This window comes from Mycobacterium sp. NGS41, from assembly GCF_059812725.1.
On the sequence record NZ_JCALDF010000002.1, the window covers coordinates 144,869 to 162,981 of the forward strand.

At 67.4% G+C, this 18,113-nt stretch carries 15 protein-coding genes; 10 read left to right on the top strand and 5 right to left on the bottom strand.

Annotated features, from left to right (window positions below; all coding sequences use genetic code 11):
* Positions 1-93: 93 nt before the first annotated feature.
* Positions 94-354 (top strand): DUF3107 domain-containing protein, encoded by a 261-nt coding sequence (locus tag AC5Y21_RS02870; protein WP_499909218.1) that lies wholly within the window; start codon positions 94-96, stop codon positions 352-354.
* Here the strand turns inward: AC5Y21_RS02870 and fasR are convergent.
* Positions 351-1,037, bottom strand: a complete 687-nt coding sequence (fasR, locus tag AC5Y21_RS02875) for an HTH-type transcriptional activator FasR (RefSeq protein WP_499909220.1) — start codon at positions 1,035-1,037, stop codon at positions 351-353. The genes AC5Y21_RS02870 and fasR overlap by 4 nt on opposite strands.
* Positions 1,038-1,254: 217 nt before the next feature.
* Between fasR and AC5Y21_RS02880 the strand changes: the two genes are divergently transcribed.
* The 3 genes from AC5Y21_RS02880 to AC5Y21_RS02890 all read left to right on the top strand — a co-directional run bounded on the left by AC5Y21_RS02880 (position 1,255) and on the right by AC5Y21_RS02890 (position 4,648).
* Positions 1,255-2,277 (top strand): DUF3152 domain-containing protein, encoded by a 1,023-nt coding sequence (locus tag AC5Y21_RS02880; protein ID WP_499909222.1) that lies wholly within the window; start codon positions 1,255-1,257, stop codon positions 2,275-2,277.
* 225 nt (positions 2,278-2,502) lie between these two features.
* Positions 2,503-3,699, top strand: a complete 1,197-nt coding sequence (gene moeZ, locus AC5Y21_RS02885) for an adenylyltransferase/sulfurtransferase MoeZ (RefSeq protein ID WP_499909224.1) — start codon at positions 2,503-2,505, stop codon at positions 3,697-3,699.
* Positions 3,700-3,793: 94 nt separating this feature from the next.
* On the top strand, positions 3,794-4,648 hold the full coding sequence (locus AC5Y21_RS02890; RefSeq protein ID WP_499909226.1) for a TIGR02569 family protein: 855 nt from the start codon (positions 3,794-3,796) through the stop codon (positions 4,646-4,648).
* Here the strand turns inward: AC5Y21_RS02890 and AC5Y21_RS02895 are convergent.
* Genes AC5Y21_RS02895 through AC5Y21_RS02905 form a run of 3 tightly spaced genes read right to left on the bottom strand, consistent with a single transcriptional unit; the run spans position 4,645 to position 5,963 of the window.
* Positions 4,645-4,953 (bottom strand): MGMT family protein, encoded by a 309-nt coding sequence (locus tag AC5Y21_RS02895; protein WP_499909228.1) that lies wholly within the window; start codon positions 4,951-4,953, stop codon positions 4,645-4,647. The genes AC5Y21_RS02890 and AC5Y21_RS02895 overlap by 4 nt on opposite strands.
* A gap of 2 nt (positions 4,954-4,955) precedes the next feature.
* Positions 4,956-5,741 (bottom strand): alpha/beta fold hydrolase, encoded by a 786-nt coding sequence (locus tag AC5Y21_RS02900; protein WP_499909230.1) that lies wholly within the window; start codon positions 5,739-5,741, stop codon positions 4,956-4,958.
* Positions 5,742-5,759: 18 nt separating this feature from the next.
* The gene (locus AC5Y21_RS02905) at positions 5,760-5,963 is read right to left on the bottom strand and encodes an Rv3202a family protein (protein ID WP_499909232.1); all 204 of its coding nucleotides are present in this window, start codon (positions 5,961-5,963) and stop codon (positions 5,760-5,762) included.
* A gap of 211 nt (positions 5,964-6,174) precedes the next feature.
* Here AC5Y21_RS02905 and AC5Y21_RS02910 point away from each other — a divergent pair, with 211 nt between their 5' ends.
* From AC5Y21_RS02910 to nudC, 5 genes are all read left to right on the top strand, one after another.
* Positions 6,175-7,017: a DUF6159 family protein gene (locus AC5Y21_RS02910; RefSeq protein ID WP_499909234.1), complete on the top strand. Its 843-nt coding sequence runs from the start codon at positions 6,175-6,177 to the stop codon at positions 7,015-7,017.
* Between the two features lie 84 nt (positions 7,018-7,101).
* Positions 7,102-10,197, top strand: coding sequence for a PD-(D/E)XK nuclease family protein (locus AC5Y21_RS02915; protein ID WP_499909236.1), 3,096 nt, complete (start codon positions 7,102-7,104; stop codon positions 10,195-10,197).
* Complete coding sequence (locus AC5Y21_RS02920) at positions 10,194-13,484, top strand: ATP-dependent helicase (protein ID WP_499909238.1); 3,291 nt, start codon at positions 10,194-10,196, stop codon at positions 13,482-13,484. Before AC5Y21_RS02915 ends, AC5Y21_RS02920 begins: the two co-directional genes overlap by 4 nt.
* A 55-nt stretch (positions 13,485-13,539) precedes the next feature.
* Positions 13,540-14,610, top strand: coding sequence for a potassium channel family protein (locus AC5Y21_RS02925; protein WP_499909240.1), 1,071 nt, complete (start codon positions 13,540-13,542; stop codon positions 14,608-14,610).
* 78 nt (positions 14,611-14,688) lie between these two features.
* The gene (gene nudC, locus AC5Y21_RS02930; protein WP_499909242.1) at positions 14,689-15,621 is read left to right on the top strand and encodes an NAD(+) diphosphatase; all 933 of its coding nucleotides are present in this window, start codon (positions 14,689-14,691) and stop codon (positions 15,619-15,621) included.
* A gap of 9 nt (positions 15,622-15,630) precedes the next feature.
* Here nudC and mrx1 read toward each other — a convergent pair whose 3' ends face one another.
* The gene (gene mrx1 / locus AC5Y21_RS02935) at positions 15,631-15,882 is read right to left on the bottom strand and encodes a mycoredoxin Mrx1 (RefSeq protein ID WP_499909244.1); all 252 of its coding nucleotides are present in this window, start codon (positions 15,880-15,882) and stop codon (positions 15,631-15,633) included.
* 103 nt (positions 15,883-15,985) lie between these two features.
* Here mrx1 and AC5Y21_RS02940 point away from each other — a divergent pair, with 103 nt between their 5' ends.
* The gene (locus AC5Y21_RS02940; protein WP_499909246.1) at positions 15,986-18,100 is read left to right on the top strand and encodes an ATP-dependent DNA helicase UvrD2; all 2,115 of its coding nucleotides are present in this window, start codon (positions 15,986-15,988) and stop codon (positions 18,098-18,100) included.
* The last annotated feature ends 13 nt before the right edge of the window (positions 18,101-18,113 follow it).

Here is an 18,113-nt window from a genome sequence, read left to right on the forward strand (position 1 = left end):
GCCAGGGGGCGCTGTCCGCCGGAGGCGTCAACTAGCCTGCTGCTGACACGTTTTGCGAGGGAACAGCCGGAGAAATTGGGAAAGGGGCCCACCGTGGAGGTCAAGATCGGTATCACGGACAGTCCACGCGAGTTGGTCTTTTCCAGTGCGCAGACGCCCGACGAAGTCGAAGGACTGGTCAATACCGCGCTGCGCGAGGGCTCGGGTCTGCTGAGCCTGAGCGACGAGAAGGGCCGCCGATTCCTGATTCACACCGCCAAGATCGCCTACGTCGAGATCGGTGTTGCCGACGCCCGCCGGGTCGGCTTCGGAATTGGCGCTGATCCCGCCGGCTCCGCGGGGAAAGCGCACTAAGAGCGCGTAAGCGGCACGTGCGACAGTCCGCCCCAAGCGAACTGCACGGTGCCCTCGACGGCGTCTGCCTTGGAAATCGGCCGGTCTGCGTCCAGCCAATAACGGGCCGCGTCGACGCTCATGCCAACCAGGCACACCGCGATCATCCGGGCGCGGTGCGGCTCTAGTCCGGAGTCCTCGGCGATCAGGGCGAACACCGCGTCGATGCACGATTCGGTGGCTGCTCGCACCTGGGTGGCCACCTCGGGCTCGGTGACATAGTCGTTTTCGAAGATCAGCCGGTAACCCTGGCTGTCGTGCTCGATGAAGTCGAAGAACGCCTGAACCGCCGCGTATAGCCGCCGCCGGTTGTCGGTAGTGGTCCTCAGGGCCTGCTGCACACCGGAGACCAGGTTCTCGACGTGCCGATGGAGCACCGCCAGATACAGCTCGAGCTTGCTCGAAAAGTGTTGATACAGAACAGGCTTACTGACTCCTGCCCGATCGGCGATCTCGTCCATCCCGGTCGCGTGAAAACCATGGTCGACAAAGACGTCGCTGGCGACGACGAGCAGTTGGCCGCGACGCTCGTCGCGAGGCAGCCGGTTGCCGCGCCGGCTGGAAGCGGCAACGCTATCGGCGGATCGACCGCGGTCGGCCGCCTTGACGGCACGATGCTGCGCTGTCTTGGCGAGATCGCTCATCGGGTCCTCATCTGATTCGTTGGCCGCTTGATTATTGCGGGTGTCGCGCGACGCGGCCCAGCCTCCTGGCTCGTCGAAAAGACATTACTACCCATGATTGCTTCGGGACGGCCTATCGACCGGCATCGGTGGTGTCGGTGCTCGCAGATGGGAGCGTTGGGGCGCACTCGGGCGCGCCAGCCGTCGTAGTCCGCGCTGACTGTGCCATCCTGGGGAAATGACTTCACCGCGACCTGTGCGCAGCACCGGTCGGGTACCGGTGCTGCGCGACGAGTGGCGAGAACCGCTGCGGGCGCAGCGTGACCCCCTCGCCGAGGCCGGACGCGCTCGCGCAGAACGCGATCGGCCGCGTCAATGGCGCAAACAAACCTGGCTGGGGCGATTCGTGTCGACCTATGGCTGGCGTGCGTACGCGCTGCCTGTGCTGGCGGCGCTCACCGGGCTGGTGGTGTACCAGACGGTTACCGGAACCAGCGCGCCCAAGCCTGCGGCCAGCGAGTCCATCCAGGGACCGCCGGCCATCGGTGCGGTCGGTACGGCGATTCTGGACGCGCCCCCGCGCGGCCTGGCCGCATTCGACGACAGTCTGCCTGCCGGGACGCTGCCGGACGGCGGTCCCTTCACGGAGGCGGGCGAAAAGGCCTGGCATGTCGTTCCGGGCGCGTCGCCGCAATTCGGTCAGGGCACCGCGAAGGTGTTCAGATACACGGTCGAGATCGAGAACGGCCTGGACCCGACGATGTACGGCGGGGACAACGCGTTCGCCCAGATGGTCGACCAGACGCTGGCCAATCCGAAGGGCTGGACACACAACCCGCAATTCGCGTTCGTCCGGATCGATAACGGAAAACCCGACTTCCGGATCTCGCTGGCCTCCCCGGTAACCGTGCGTGAGGGTTGCGGCTACGAATTCCGGTTGGAGACCTCGTGCTACAACCCGGTCTACGGAGCGGACCGCCAGGCGCGGGTGTTCATCAACGAGGCGCGCTGGGTGCGCGGAGCGCTTCCGTTCGAAGGGGATATCGGTTCGTACCGGCAATACGTGGTCAACCACGAGGTGGGCCACGCGATCGGGTACGTGCGCCACGAGCCGTGCGACAAGCAGGGCGGTCTGGCCCCGGTGATGATGCAGCAGACGTTCTCCACGTCCAACGACGACGGGGCCAAGTTCGACCCCGAATTCGTCAAGGCGGACGGCAAGACCTGCCGATTCAACCCCTGGCCGTACCCGATCGCCTAGAGCTGGCGGAGCCGGTCGCACCTCCTCCCGTGGCGAGCTGGGGCCACCTCCCCCTCGCGAGCAGACGCAAAATCGCCCATTTGCATGCCGAAAAAGGGGATTTTGCGTCTGCTCGGCGGTGTTGATCTCTAGTGACCGTCGTTGCCGTCGACCCGCGCAACTGCTGTGATGGATGTGACGACGCGTGCAGAAGTTGAAGCGCGAAGCAAACCGAGGAGATGTTCGTTGTCGACATCCCATACATCCCTCCCGCCGCTGGTCGAGCCCGCAGCCGAGTTGACTCGCGACGAGGTGGCCCGCTACAGCCGGCATCTGATCATCCCTGACCTGGGCGTCGACGGGCAGAAGCGGCTTAAGAACGCGCGGGTATTGGTGATCGGGGCCGGCGGGCTCGGCGCGCCGGCGTTGCTCTACCTGGCCGCGGCCGGCGTCGGCACGATGGGCATCGTCGATTTCGACGTGGTGGACGAATCGAACCTGCAGCGCCAGATCATCCACGGTGTCGCCGATGTTGGACGGTCCAAGGCCCAGTCGGCGCGCGACTCGATCCTGGCGATCAACCCGCTGATCGACGTGCGCTTGCACGAGGTGCGGCTGGAACGCAGCAACGCCGTGGGTTTGTTCAAGCAGTACGACCTGGTGATGGACGGCACCGACAACTTCGCCACCCGCTATCTGGTCAACGACGCCGCGGTGCTGGCCGGAAAGCCGTACGTGTGGGGATCGATCTACCGCTTCGAAGGCCAGGTGTCGGTCTTCTGGGAGGACGCTCCCGACGGGCGGGGCCTCAACTACCGCGACCTGTACCCCGAGCCGCCACCACCGGGCATGGTGCCGTCCTGTGCGGAAGGCGGCGTGCTGGGCATCATCTGCGCCTCCATCGCGTCGGTGATGGGTACCGAGGCGATCAAGCTGATCACCGGCATCGGCGAAACACTGCTCGGCCGGTTGATGATTTACGACGCGCTGCAGATGAGCTACCGCACAATCAGGATCCGCAGGGATCCGTCAGAGACGTCGAGGCCGCGGATCACCGAGCTGATCGACTACGACGACTTCTGCGGCGTGGTGTCCGATGACGACGCTGCGGCGGCCAGCGGCTCCAGCATCACCCCGCGGGAGTTGCGCGATTTGCTGGACTCCGGCAAGAAACTGGCCCTGATCGACGTTCGCGAGCCCGCCGAGTGGGACATCGTGCACATCGACGGAGCCCAACTGATCCCCAAGTCGTCGCTCAATTCGGGCGAGGGCCTGGCCAAACTGCCCCAGGACCGCATGCCGGTGCTCTACTGCAAGACGGGAGTGCGCTCCGCCGAGGTGTTGGCTGCGGTGAAGGAGGCCGGTTTCTCCGACGCGGTTCATTTGCAGGGTGGGATCGTGGCATGGGCCAAACAGATGCAGCCCGACATGGTGATGTACTGACCCGATAGCCACGGTGTTCAATGGTGGCGACCCGCCGCGCCCGGCTCCGCCGCGCTTGCGATCGCCACGGGCGTGCTCCACTAGGCTGACCCCTGTGAATGTCGAGCCGCCACCGGAACACGTGCTGGTGGCGTTCGGTTTGACTGGTGTCAAGCCCGTCCGCTTGGGTTCCGGATGGGAAGACGGCTGGCGATGCGGCGAGGTCGTCCTGTCGCTGGTGGCTGACAACGCCCGAGCGGCCTGGTCGGCCCGGGTGCGGGAGACGTTGTTCGTCGACGGGGTGCGCCTGGCCCGCCCGGTCCGCTCGACCGACGGGCGGTATGTGGTTGCGGGCTGGCGAGCAGACACCTTCGTCGCCGGCAAACCGGAGCCCAGACACGATGAAGTCGTCTCGGCGGCGGTGCGACTTCACGAAGCCACCGGCAAGCTGGAACGCCCTCGATTCCTGACCCAAGGACCCGCGGCGAACTTCGGCGAGGTCGACGTTTTCATCGCCGCCGACCGCGCCGCGTGGGAAGAGCGGCCGTTGCATTCGGTTCCTCCCGGGGCGCGGACTGCGTCCCCGACCGCGGACGCCGAGCAGTCGATCGACATGATCAACCAGCTCGCGGGGCTGCGCAAACCGACCAAGAGCCCGCACCAGCTGGTGCACGGAGATCTTTACGGCACAGTGCTTTTCATCGGTACCGCGGCGCCGGGCATCACCGACATCACGCCTTACTGGCGACCCGCATCATGGGCCGCGGCTGTCGTCGTCATCGACGCGCTGTCCTGGGGCGAAGCCGACGACGGACTTATCGAACGCTGGAACGCGTTACCCGAGTGGCCGCAGATGTTGTTGCGGGCGTTGATGTTTCGGTTGGCTGTGCACGCGTTGCACCCGCGGTCCACCGCCGGGGCGTTTCCCGGTCTGGCCCGCACCGCCGCACTGGTCCGGCTGGTGCTCTAAATCCCGGGCGGGAAGTCGTAGCGGACCTCGCTCAGCGCGACCTTGCCGTCGACGCTGAGCACTCCCTCAGCGCGCAGCAGCTCCAGCTGCCGCGACGTCAGGTGCCTGGCTGGGCGGCCGGAAGCAGTGATCACCCGGTGCCAAGGCAGATCCGAGGAGTCGGTCCGCATGATCCAGCCCACAATGCGCGGGCTGGAAAGCTTTGCGACAGCGGCGATGTCACCGTAGGTGACGACCCGGCCGGACGGAATGGCCGCGACCAGGAAGCGCACGCGCTCGACCTGCTCGTCGGTTACCGGCGCCATGGCTAGCGCGCTTCCAACTGCTTGCGGATCAGCGCGGCGACCTCAGCGGGTTTGGCGTGCGGCACCATGTGGTCGCACTCGAAATTCAGCAGCTCGAAGTCCGCCCCCAACTGGTCCTGCAGACTCGCGACGAGTTGGCTGCTGACATACGGTGGCGAAGTCCACTTCGCCCGGACCACAAGCGTCGGCGTGCCTGCGGGAGGCAGCATGACGTCTCGGGCCAACTCACTCCAGTAGGACATCATCGCCGGCAGGCTGATGCGCCACCCGAACCGTCCGTCCGGCAGTTCGGCCAGGTGTTCGTCGAGGTCGGCGTCGAGCACCGCGGGGTCCACGTCCGCCCAGGAGCCGGCGGCCTTCTCCTGGCGGGCTTCCGCGCGGTCGGAGTAGTAGGGGGAGGAGAACATCGCTTCGGCGATTTCACTCATCCACTTGCCGTCCAGACCGACGGCCGGGTCAAGCAGCAGCAGCGCGGCCACGCGTTCCGGACGAACCGCGGCCAGCTGCAACGCCAGTGCCCCGCCGAAGGAGTGCCCCACCAATAGCACCGGTGTTTCGGCCTGCTCGTCGAGCAACGCGGCCAGTGCCGCGACGTTGGCGTCGATGCTCCACGGCGCGTTCCACGACGACCTGCCGTGGCCGAGCAGATCGGGTGCGGCGACGGCGATTTCGGGTACGTAGTCGGCCAAATGCTGCCAGCGTCGTCCGTGGCCGGTCAGCCCGTGCAGCGCCAGCACCCGCACCGGGCCGGGCGGGCCGAAGCGGTGCACGTGAAGGTCGGCGGTCACGCGTCGATGGTGCCAGACTCAGTAGCCGGCGTCTCTTTCATCGTCAGGAACAGGGACGTCCAAAGCCTGTTCGATCAGATCGGCTTCGTTGGCTTCGGCATTCGTGCTCGGGTAGGGGGTGTCGATATCCGTATCGTCAGCGAAATCGGCGGCCTGGTGCTGTTCGACTGCATCGGCTTCGGGCACTTCGTCAGGCGGCATGAAGCCCTCCACGTCCTTCACGTTCGGAGTCCCTCCCTTATTTCCTCGGGCCAGGTGTTGTCGGTTTGCAACTGGGCGTTGGGTACCTCCGATTGGCCGTTTCGACACTTGAGATTCCAGTATCCGGACAATTCCGAACACTGTCTGTGGCGATCGCCCGCGAGCTAGGATATCCGCTCACAATGTGGGAGCTGGCAAACTTCGCGGCGGCCGACGACGGACGGGGAACAGCATGGGCAGCATCGGGCGCGGCTGGGCGCTGACGAGACAGAGCTGGGAAGTTCTGAAACATGACCGCTCGCTGGTGATCTTTCCCATCCTGTCGACCATCTTCGCTCTCCTCGCGATGGCCGCGATCTGGGCGTCGGCGCTGCTCGCGCGGGGTGTGTTCCAGGGCAATCAGGTGGATCGGAACGATCCAGTCCTCTACGCGGCCGGGTTGGCGACGGCATACGTGTCGACGTTTATCGCCGTCTTCTTCAACGTGGCGCTCGCAGCCTGCGCGGCGCGCTCAATGTGCGGCGAGGACACCAAGGTCAGCGAAGGCCTCAGCGCCGCTTGGCAACGCATCGGCCCGATCCTGGGCTGGAGTGTCGTGGCGACGACGGTCGGGCTGATCCTGCGCGCGCTCGAAGAGCGCTTGGACTTCGTGGGCAAGATCGTGGCCTGGATCGCCGGCGCCGCGTGGGCGATCGCGACATTCTTCGTGATCCCGGTGCTCGCGTTGGAAGGCACTGGGCCGATCGACTCTCTTAAGCGCTCGGCTGCCGCCGTGAAGGCGCGATGGGGTGAGGGTGCGACGGGAGCGGCGACGATAGGTGTAGTGACATTTCTGGTCACCCTCGTGATCGTGCTTGCCGGCGGCGGTGTTGGTCTCGTGCTTGTCGAAATACACCTGTGGCCACTCGGGGTGGCCGTCCTGGTGGTCACTGTCGCGGCCGTCATCGTTGTGTCGTTCGTATCCAGTGCGCTGAGCCAGATATTCCGCGTCGCCGTCTACCAGTACGCGGTCACCGGCGCCGCGCCGGGCGGCTTCGATCGCCAGCTGCTGCAGTCCGCGTTCGCGCAGCGATAGGCGAATCGGCCCTCCGCAGAAGCGTTCGCGGCCTTCGCCCTCGCCGAAACAGAATCTGTCGGACCCTCGTGATTGCATGCGGCTATGTCGTACACCTGGGACGCCGAGGCGCGTGTCGTTCTGGATGCGGGCGCGCGCGGCCTGGTCCGTGTCCTTGGCGGCCCTGGGACGGGCAAGAGCAGCCTGCTGGTTGACGTCGCGATAGCTCAAATCAACGCCGGCGCGGACCCGGAATCGGTTCTGCTGCTTACCGGTTCGGGCCGGCTCGGGACACGGGCCCGCAGCACCCTGACGACGGCCCTACTGGGCGCACGCGACGCGACCCCTTGTCGGGCCGCGGTCCGCGAGCCGTTGGTCCGTTCCGTGCACAGCTACGCCTACGCCGTTTTGCGGCGGGCCGCCGAGCGAGCCGGCGACGCGCCCCCGCGGCTGGTCACCAGCGCCGAACAGGACGCCATCATCCGGGAACTGCTGGCCGGAGACATCGCAGACGGATCGAAATCCGCGGTTAGCTGGCCGGAGCAGCTGCGGCCCGCTCTGAGCACCGCCGGCTTTGCCACCGAACTGCGAAACCTGCTGGCGCGCTGCGCCGAACGCGGAGTGGACCCGCTGGAACTGGAGCGGCTGGGCCGTCGATGCGGTCGTCCGGAATGGGCTGCTGCCGGCCAGTTCGCGTGTCAGTACGAGCAGGTGATGTTGCTGCGGGCGGCGGTCGGGGCGGCGGCGCCGCAGGCCACAACGCCGGCGCTGGGAGCCGCCGAACTCGTGGGTGCCGCGCTGGAGGCTTTCGCGCTCGACTCCGAACTGCTGGCCGCCGAACGCGCCAGGCTACGCGTGCTGTTGGTCGACGACGCCCAGCAACTCGACCCGCAGGCCGCACGGCTGGTTCGCGTGCTGATGTCGGGTGCCGAATTAGCGCTGGTGGCAGGCGATCCCAATCAGGCGGTGTTCGGCTTCCGGGGCGGCGAACCCGCAGGGTTGCTGGATGTCGACAGCCCGTCGGTGACGCTGACCGTGTCGCACCGCTGCGCTCCGGCGGTGGCGCGGGCTGTCAGCGGTATCGCGCGCCGGTTGCCGGGAGCCAGTGCCGGCAGGCACATCGACGGGACTGGCAGCGACGGATCGGTGACCGTGCGGCTGGCGGCTTCGGCGCATGCCGAGGCGGCGACGATCGCCGATGCGCTGCGCCGAGCGCACCTGATCGACGGGGTGCCCTGGTCGCAGATGGCCGTGATCGTCAGGTCGGTACCGCGGGCCGCCGCGCGGTTACCGCGCGCCTTGGCTGCGGCCGGGGTGCCGGTGGCCATCCCGGACAGCGGCGGACCGGTGTCCGAGCAACCCGCGGCCCACGCGCTGCTCACGGTCTTGGCGGCGACCGCTGGTGGCCTCGATGGTGACCGCGCGCTGACGCTGCTGACTGGACCCATCGGTCGCGTCGATCCGGTCTCACTTCGCCGACTGCGCCGCACACTTCAGCGCAGGGCCGGTCGGCCGGCTGAGAAGTTCGGCGATCTGCTGGTCGACGCGCTGATCGGTGACGAACCGCTGCCGGCCCCATTGCGTAGGGTGCGCGCGGTGCTCGAGGCGGCTGCCCGCTGCCACCGCGACGGCCAGGATCCGCGCTACACGCTGTGGGCGGCGTGGCACCGGTCCGGTCTGCAGCGACGCTGGCTTGCGACCAGCGAGCGCGGCGGTCCGGCCGGCGCGCAGGCGATCCGGGACCTCGACGCCGTGACCGCATTGTTCGACATCACCGATCACTACGTGTCGCGCACGTCTGGTGCGACATTGTCCGGGCTGGTCGAACACTTCGCTGCGCTGCAGCTGCCCGCCGTCAACCCCGACCCGGTATCGCAGAGTGAAGAGGTCCGGGTACTCAGCGCGCACGCGGCGCTGGGTCATGAATGGGATCTGGTGGTGATCGCCGGATTGCAGGATGGCCTGTGGCCCAACACCGTTCCGCGTGGCGGCGTGCTGGGCACCCAGCGACTGCTCGACGAGCTCGACGGTGTTGCCGAGGAGGCCTCGGTTCGCGCGCCACTGCTGGCCGAGGAGCGCCGGCTGCTGGTAGCGGCGATGGGCCGGGCACGGCGCCGATTGTTGGTGACTGCCGTGGATAGTGACACCGACGGACCGGGACTGGAATCTACCCTGCCGTCGGCGTTCTTCTCCGAGATCGCGCAACTTGTCGATGGCGATGATGATCCTGTTGCAGCGCAACCGATTTCGGCACCGCGCATATTGTCGCAGGCGGCGCTGGTGGGCCGGTTGCGTGGTGTGGTGTGCGCTCCGGACGGATCCGTGGACGACGCGACACGGCGTTGTGCTGCAACGCAATTGGCCCGGTTAGCCGAAGCGGGTGTGCCAGGCGCCGACCCGGCGGGTTGGCACGGCCTGATCCCGCTCAGCACCGGTGAACCGTTGCGCGACGACGACGGCCCCGTGACCCTGACGCCATCGACATTGCAGACGCTCAACGACTGCCCGCTGCGCTGGCTTGCCGAACGGCACGGCGGCACGAACGCGCGTGAACTGCGGTCCACGGTCGGCTCGCTGGTGCATGCGCTGATCGCCGAGCCGGGCAAGACGAAAGCACAACTGCTGGGCGAGCTGGACCGGGTATGGGAGCAGCTGCCCTTTGACGCGCAGTGGTATTCGGCCAACGAGCTCGACCGGCACCGCGCCATGATTCAGGCATTCATCGAGTGGCGAAACCGAACCCGCGGCGAGTTGAGCGAGGTCGGTGTCGAGGTCGGCGTCGACGGAACGGTCGGGAACGTGAGGCTGCGCGGCCGGGTCGACCGGCTGGAACGCGACGCGGCGGACCGACTGGTCGTCGTCGACGTCAAGACCGGAAAGACGCCGGTCAGCAAAGACGACGCCCAGCAACACGCCCAGCTGGCGATGTATCAGCTTGCGGTGGCCGAGGGCATGTTGCCGGACGGAGACGAGCCCGGCGGCGCCCGTCTGGTCTATCTCGGCAAGACCGGCGCCAACGGCGTCACCGAACGTGAACAGGATCCGCTCACCCCGGCCGTGCGCGACCAATGGCGTGACCTCGTCGAGCAGGCGGCCGCCGCGACGGCCGGGCCGCATTTCGTCGCGCGGCGCAACGACGGTTGCGCCAATTGCCCGATACGGCCTTCGTGTCCGGCCCACGCGGACGGGTCGGCGCGGTGACCACGACACTCGCACGTTACAGCCCCAATGAATTAGCCTGCGCGCTAGGGCTTTTCCCACCCACAGCCGAGCAGGCCGCAGTCATCGCAGCGCCGCCCGGGCCGTTGGTCGTCATCGCTGGCGCCGGGGCCGGCAAAACCGAGACGATGGCGGCGCGGGTGGTGTGGCTCGTCGCCAACGGCTACGCCGAACCCGGTCAAGTGCTGGGGTTGACGTTCACCCGCAAGGCCGCCGGACAGCTGCTGCGCAGGGTCCGCTCCCGGCTGGACCGCCTGGCTGGCATCGGCCTTGGCGCGGCATGCGCCGAAGCCCACGATCTCAGCGGGTCCCCGGCGGTCAGCACCTATCACGCCTTCGCTGGCTCGTTGTTGCGTGAGTACGGGCTGCTGTTGCCGGTCGAGCCCGACACCCGGTTGCTGGGCGAGACCGAGCTGTGGCAGCTGGCGTTCGACGTGGTCACCGGATACCCCGGCGAGTTGCACACCGACAAAACCCCGGCCGCGGTCACCTCGATCGTGCTGCGGCTGTGGAATCAGCTCGCCGAGCACCTGGTGGACACCCGCCAGCTGCGCGACACCCACCTGGAGCTGGAACGGCTGGTGCATGGTCTGCCGGCGGGTCCCTACCAACGCGACCGTGGACCCAGCCAATGGCTGTTGCGGCTGCTGTCCACCCAGACCGAGCGCGCCGAGCTGGTGCCGCTGCTGGACGCGCTGCAGGAGCGGATGCGAGCTACGAAGGTGATGGATTTCGGCGCGCAGATGGCATCCGCCGCACGCCTGGCGGCGGCCTTTCCGCAGGTCGGTGCCGACCTGCGGAACCGCTACCGGGTGGTATTGCTCGACGAGTACCAGGACACCGGGCACGCCCAGCGCGTGGCGTTGTCGTCGCTGTTCGGAGGTGGCTCGAACGTTCAAGACGAGGGGTTGGCCCTGACGGCAGTCGGCGACCCGATTCAGTCGATCTACGGGTGGCGGGGCGCTTCGGCTACCAACCTGCCGCGTTTCACCACCGACTTCCCCCTGTCCGACGGCACCCCCGCACCGGTCCTGGAACTACGGACCAGCTGGCGAAATCCGCCGCGAGCATTGCATATAGCCAATGCCATATCGGCGGAGGCGCGGCGTCGATCGGTGGCGGTGCGGGCGTTGCGCTCGCGCCCCGACGCTCCATTGGGCACCGTCCGCTGTGCGTTGCTTGCCGACGTGCAAGCTGAACGCGAATGGATCGCCGACCACCTGGACGGGCATTACCAGCGGGCCCGGGCTGACGGCGTCAGCCCGCCGACCGCCGCGGTGCTGGTGCGCCGAAACGCGGATGCCGCACCGATCGCCGACGCCCTTCGCGCCCGCGGGATTCCGGTCGAGGTGGTCGGTCTGGCCGGCTTGCTGGCCGTCCGCGAGGTCGCCGACGTGGTGGCCATGCTGCGGTTGGTTGCCGATCCCACCGCCGGCGCGGCGACGATGCGGGTGCTGGCCGGTCCACGCTGGCGGCTGGCTGCGCGCGACATCGCCGCGCTGTGGCGTCGTGCCCGGGAACTCGGCGGCCGACCTGTCGGCGAAGCGTCCTCGCCCGAGTCGATCGCGGCGGCGGCCGGTTCCGACGCCGACACCCCGTGTTTAGCCGACGCCATCAGCGACCCGGGGCCGGCCGCCGGCTATTCGGCTGCGGGGTATCAGCGCATCAGCGCGCTGGCGGCCGAATTGAGCGCCCTGCGCGGCCACCTCGGTCGCTCCCTGCCCGATTTGGTTGCCGAGGTTCGCCGTGTGCTGGGCGTCGACTGCGAAGTCCGAGCGCTGGTGCCTGCAGGAAACTGTTCTGGCACAGAACATCTGGACGCGTTCGCCGACGTCGTCGCCGCTTACGGTGACCGGGTGGGAACGGCGTCGGTGTCGGGGCTGCTGGCTTATCTAGATGTGGCCGAGGCGGTGGAGAACGGGTTGCCGCCCGCCCAGCCGGTGGTCGCCACAGACCGGGTCCAGGTACTCACCGTGCACGCTGCAAAGGGTTTGGAATGGCAGGTGGTGGCCGTGGCGCACCTGTCGGGTGGAACGTTCCCGTCGACCGCGTCGAGGAGCACCTGGCTTACCGACGCCGCACAGTTGCCGCCACTACTGCGCGGTGACCGCGCCCAGCACGGCGCGCTCGGCATTCCGGTGCTGGACACCTCGGACGTCACCAACCGAAAACAGCTGTCGGACAAGATATCCACGCATCGTCATCAGCTCGAGCGACGACGCGTCGACGAGGAACGCCGACTCCTGTACGTCGCCATAACCCGAGCTGAAGACACCTTGCTGCTGTCAGGTCACCACTGGGGTGCTACCGGCATCAAACCGCGTGGTCCATCGGATTTCCTGTGCGAAGTCAAGGACATCATCGACCGATCGGCTGCGGCCGGCGAGCCCTGCGGCGTGGTCGAGCAGTGGGCACCGGATCCCGCTGATGGAGAACGAAACCCACTGCGCGACAAGGTTGTCGAGGCGCTTTGGCCGGTTGATCCGTTGGCCGGGCGGCGCGGCGACGTCGAACGCGGCGCGGCGCTGGTGACTCAGGCCATGGCGGGCCAGTCGGCCCATGTGGGCGACGCAGCAGGTGCCGACACCGAAGGGTGGGCCGCCGACGTCGACGCGTTACTGGCCGAGCGCGCCTGCGCCGCACGGCCGCCCACCCGCATGCTGCCCAGCCAGGTGTCGGTCAGCGGTCTGGTGGACCTGGCCCGCGACCCGGCGGGCGCGGTGCAGCGGCTGATGCATCGGCTGCCCACCCGCCCAGACCCGCATGCGTTGCTGGGCAACACCTTTCATTCCTGGGTCCAACAGTTCTACGGCGGCGAGTTACTGTTCGATCTGGGCGACCTGCCTGGTGCGGCGGATTCCGACGTCGGCGACACCGAGGAACTGGCTGCGTTGCAGGCGGCTTTCGCCGCATCGCAGTGGGCGGCCCGCACGCCGGTGGCCGTCGAGGTGCCGTTCGAGATGCCTATCGGCGATACCGTGGTGCGGGGCCGCATCGACGCGGTATTCGCCGACCCCGACGGCGGAACCACCGTGGTGGACTGGAAGACCGGCGAGCCGCCACGTGGCCGCGAGGCCATGGGGCACGCCGCTGTCCAACTGGGTGTCTACCGGTTGGCATGGGCTGCCTTGCAGGGATGCCCGGAATCGACGGTGCGTACCGCGTTTTACTACGTGCGCAGCGGAACGACTGTCCTCCCCGACGAGTTGCCCGATGCCGATGAGCTGGCCAGGCTGCTGGCCGACTCCGATAGCCCTTCCCACGCGTGATCGTGGTTACATGTTTGGGTGTCGCGCGCTGGAGTCGAGGCAATGACGGATTTCCGTGGCGAAAGGTAGCTGGCGGCGGCTGAGGCGTCTTGATGAGAGCTTGACCGTCCAGCCCAGTTACGCGCTTGTCGGCGTGCTGCGCATTCCCCAGGGGCAGGCCGGTCCCGCGCGCATCATCTCCCGCCGGATAGCCATCGCCCTTGGTGCGTTGTTGGTCGGCGCCATCACTGTCTACCTCGATCGTGCCGGGTATCACGACGCGCAGGGCGATCCACTGACGTTTCTGGATTGCCTGTACTACTCGGCGGTGACCCTGTCGACGACCGGCTATGGCGACATCACGCCCGTTTCCGAGTTCGCGCGCTTGACGAACGTCTTGATCATCACGCCGCTGCGGATCGCGTTCCTGATCTTGTTGGTCGGGACGACACTTGAAGTCGTCACCGAAACGTCCCGTCAGGCATTGAAGATTCAGCGTTGGAGGAGCAGAGTGCGCAACCACACCGTGGTCATCGGTTACGGGACCAAAGGCAAAACGGCGATCGGCGCGATGCTCGGCGACGAGACGGTCCCGGGTGAGATTGTCGTCGTCGACACCGACCGGGCTGCTCTGGACCGCGCCGCGGCCGCAGGTCTGGTAACCGTGCACGGCGATGCCACCAAATCCGACGTGCTAAGGCTGGCCAGCGTCCAACATGCGGCCTCGATCATCGTCGCCACCAGTCGTGACGACACCGCGGTGCTGGTTACGTTGACGGCACGGGAGATTGCGCCCAAGGCCAAGATCGTGGCGGCGATCCGCGAGGCCGAAAACCAGCACCTGTTGGGGCAATCCGGTGCGGACTCGGTCGTCGTTTCCTCGGAGACGGCCGGCCGGCTGCTCGGTCTGGCCACCACCACGCCCAGCGTGGTGGAGATGATCGAGGATCTGCTGACACCGGATGAGGGGCTGGCCATCGCCGAGCGCGAGGTGGAGCAGAGTGAGGTCGGTGGATCCCCGCGGCATCTGAGCGACATCGTGCTCGGTGTGGTGCGCGACGGCCATCTGCTCCGCATCGGTGCACCGGAGGTCGATGCCATCGAGGCCAGCGACCGCCTGCTCTACATCAGAAACGTCGGGCACTAGTGCGAAAAGTGGGGCACTAGTGGCGATCGCAAGGGCGGCGGAGCCGGGCGCGGCGGGTCGCCACGAATTGAGGCACTAGTGGCGATCGGGGATTTTCAGCTGCGGAGTGTTCCGTTGCTCTCGCGCGTCGGCGCCGATCGTGCCGATCAACTGCGCACCGATGTCGAGGCCGCGACCGCCGGATGGGCGGATGCTGCGCTGTTGCGGGTGGATTCGCGCAGTCAAGTGCTGGTCGCCAACGGCAGGGTAGTTCTCGGCGACGCCGTTGCGCTGGCTGACAAACCTCCACCGGATGCGGTGTTTCTCGGCCGCATCGAGGGCGGCCGGCACGTCTGGGCCATCCGGGGCGCGCTCGAAGCGCCACAGGACCCCGAAGTTCAAGCCGAGGTGGTGAACCTTCGCAGCCTCGGCAAGATCTTCGACGACACCAGCAGCCAACTGGTGTCGTCGGCAACCGCGCTGCTGAATTGGCATGACAGCGCGCGGTTCAGCTCGGTGGACGGTTCTCCCACGAAATCCACCAGGGGCGGCTGGTCACGAGTCAACCCGATCACCGGGCATGAGGAGTTCCCGCGGATCGATCCGGCGGTCATCTGCCTCGTCCACGACGGCGCCGATCGCGCGGTGCTGGCCCGCCAGGCGATGTGGCCGGAGCGGATGTTCTCGCTGCTGGCCGGGTTCGTCGAAGCAGGCGAGTCATTCGAAGTCTGCGTCGCCCGGGAGATCCGCGAGGAAATCGGCTTGATCGTTCGCGATGTGCGTTATCTGGGCAGTCAGCCGTGGCCCTTTCCGCGGTCGCTGATGGTTGGCTTCCATGCGCTGGCTGACCCGGATCAGGAATTTTCGTTCAACGACGGCGAGATCGTCGAGGCGGCGTGGTTCACCCGCGACGAGGTGCGCGCCGCTCTGGACGCCGGCGATTGGACCAGCGCGTCGGAGTCGAAACTCCTTCTGCCCGGGTCGATTTCGATTGCCCGCGTGATCATCGAATCCTGGGCGGCGCTGGACTGAGACGAGGCGCTACCCGACCTCGGCCAGCTTCGCTTTGACCTCGCCGGCGCTCGGGTTGGTGAGCGTGGACCCGTCGGCGAACTTCACCGTGGGGACCGTCCGGTTTCCACCGTTGACCGATCCGACGAACTCCGCCGCCGCCGCGTCGTCTTCGATGTCGATCTCGTCGTAAGCGATCCCGTTGGCCTTGAGAACCGTCTTGAGCCGATGGCAGAAGCCACACCACGATGTCGTGTAGATAGTGAGCGCAGCATTGGTCATAGCCCGTCAAACGTACCGCGGCCACAATGCATTCCTGCACTCAGTGTGGCTAGGACGTGTCGATGCACATGGTTTGTCGGCCGCCACTGCCAAGATGGACGCCATGCCGATGGTCGCAGAGCGCTTGACCGCCGGACTGGACGACGAGCAGCGCGAAGCAGTGCTGGCTCCGCGCGGACCGGTCTGTGTGCTTGCCGGCGCCGGAACGGGCAAGACCCGCACGATCACCCACCGCATCGCCCAGCTCGTCGCGAGTGGTCACGTCGCCGCCGGGCAGGTGCTTGCGGTGACGTTCACCCAGCGTGCGGCGGGGGAGATGCGCTCACGGCTGCGGCTGCTCGACGCGGCGGCCCAGACCGGTTCGGGTATCGGCCCGGTACAGGCACTGACGTTTCACGCCGCGGCCCGCCGCCAGCTGCGCTACTTCTGGCCGCGGGTGATCGGCGACACCCGGTGGGAGCTGCTGGACACCAAGTTCGCCGTCGTCGCCCGGGCGGCCAGCCGCACCAGGCTGAATACCAGCACCGATGACGTCCGGGACCTGGCCGGCGAGATCGAGTGGGCCAAGGCATCGCTGATCGGCCCCGAGCAGTACGCCACGGTCGTGGCCTCCGCCGGCCGCGACACACCGATGGACGCCGAAAAAGTCGCCGCGGTCTACTCCGCCTACGAGGCTCTCAAAGTCCGCGACGAAACGGTCACCCTGCTCGATTTCGACGACCTGCTGCTGCACACCGCGGCAGCCATCGAGAACGACGCCGCCGTTGCCGAGGAGTTCCGGGACCGCTACCGCTGCTTCGTCGTCGACGAGTACCAGGACGTCACTCCACTGCAGCAACGCGTGCTTTCGGCCTGGCTCGGGGACCGGGACGACCTGACCGTTGTCGGCGACGCCAACCAGACCATCTATTCGTTTACCGGTGCCTCGCCCCGGTTCCTGCTCGACTTCTCGCGGCGGTTCCCGGACGCCACGGTGGTACGGCTGGAGCGCGACTATCGCTCCACACCGCAGGTGGTGTCGCTGGCTAACCAGGTGATCGCCGCCGCGCGTGGCAGGGTCGCGGGCAGCAAACTTCAGCTGTCCGGTCAGCGGGAACCAGGCCCGCCCCCGTCGTTTCAGGAGTATTCCGACGAGCCGGCTGAGGCCGCCGCAGTCGCTAAGTCGATCGCCCGGCTGATCGAATCCGGTACTCCGCCATCCGAGATCGCCGTCCTGTACCGGGTCAACGCGCAATCCGAGGTGTACGAGGAGGCCCTGACCGACGCGGGTATCGCCTATCAAGTCCGCGGCGGCGAGGGGTTTTTCAACCGTCAGGAGATCAAACAGGCACTGTTGGCCCTGCAGCGCGCCGCCGAACGCGGCGCTGAACGTGGCCTGTCCGGCCCGCTGCCGGAGGTGGTGCGTGCGGTCCTGGAACCGCTGGGGCTGACAGCCGAGCAGCCGGTCGGCACCCGCGCCAGGGATCGCTGGGAGGCGCTGAGTGCCCTGGCCGAGTTGGTCGACGACGAGGTGGCGCAGCGTCCACAGCTGGAACTCGCCGGACTGCTGGCCGAGCTGCGGATGCGGGCCGACGCGCGGCATCCTCCGGTGGTGCAGGGCGTCACGTTGGCGTCCCTGCATGCCGCCAAGGGACTCGAGTGGGATGCGGTGTTCCTGGTCGGGCTGGCCGACGGCACGCTACCGATTTCGCACGCCTTGGCGCACGGTGCCGACAGCGAACCCGTCGAAGAGGAGCGTCGCCTACTCTACGTCGGAATCACCAGGGCGCGAGTGCATTTGGCCCTCAGCTGGGCGCTGGCGCGGACCTCGGGCGGGCGGCAGAGCCGGAAGCCGTCGCGGTTCCTCAACGGTATTGCGCCGCAGACGCGGTCCGATCTGGCGCCGGCCAAACCCCGGCGCGCTCGGGGCGCCCCGTCGCGCTGCCGTGTCTGCAACAGCGTTCTGAGCACGCCGGCCGCCGTCATGCTGCGACGGTGCGAAACTTGCGCCGGCGACGTCAACGAGGACTTGCTGTTACAGCTCAAAGCCTGGCGGCTGGACATCGCCAAGGAGCAGAAGGTGCCGCCGTATGTCGTCTTCACCGACAACACCCTGATCGCGATCGCCGAAACGCTGCCGGACGACGATGCGGCGCTGATCGCGATCCCCGGCATCGGCGCACGCAAGCTCGAGCAGTACGGCCCCGACGTGCTGGAGCTGGTTCGCCAAGCCCAGTGACGATAAACACGCA

Bases quoted from the DNA above. Each gene is read 5' to 3' on its own strand.
- AC5Y21_RS02910 (WP_499909234.1), top strand. From the start codon at position 6,175: ATGGGCAGCATCGGGCGCGGCTGGGCGCTGACGAGACAGAGCTGGGAA.
- AC5Y21_RS02915 (WP_499909236.1), top strand. From the start codon at position 7,102: ATGTCGTACACCTGGGACGCCGAGGCGCGTGTCGTTCTGGATGCGGGC.
- AC5Y21_RS02880 (WP_499909222.1), top strand. From the start codon at position 1,255: ATGACTTCACCGCGACCTGTGCGCAGCACCGGTCGGGTACCGGTGCTG.
- mrx1 (WP_499909244.1), bottom strand. From the start codon at position 15,882: ATGACCAATGCTGCGCTCACTATCTACACGACATCGTGGTGTGGCTTC.
- AC5Y21_RS02940 (WP_499909246.1), top strand. From the start codon at position 15,986: ATGCCGATGGTCGCAGAGCGCTTGACCGCCGGACTGGACGACGAGCAG.
- fasR (WP_499909220.1), bottom strand. From the start codon at position 1,037: ATGAGCGATCTCGCCAAGACAGCGCAGCATCGTGCCGTCAAGGCGGCC.
- AC5Y21_RS02895 (WP_499909228.1), bottom strand. From the start codon at position 4,953: ATGGCGCCGGTAACCGACGAGCAGGTCGAGCGCGTGCGCTTCCTGGTC.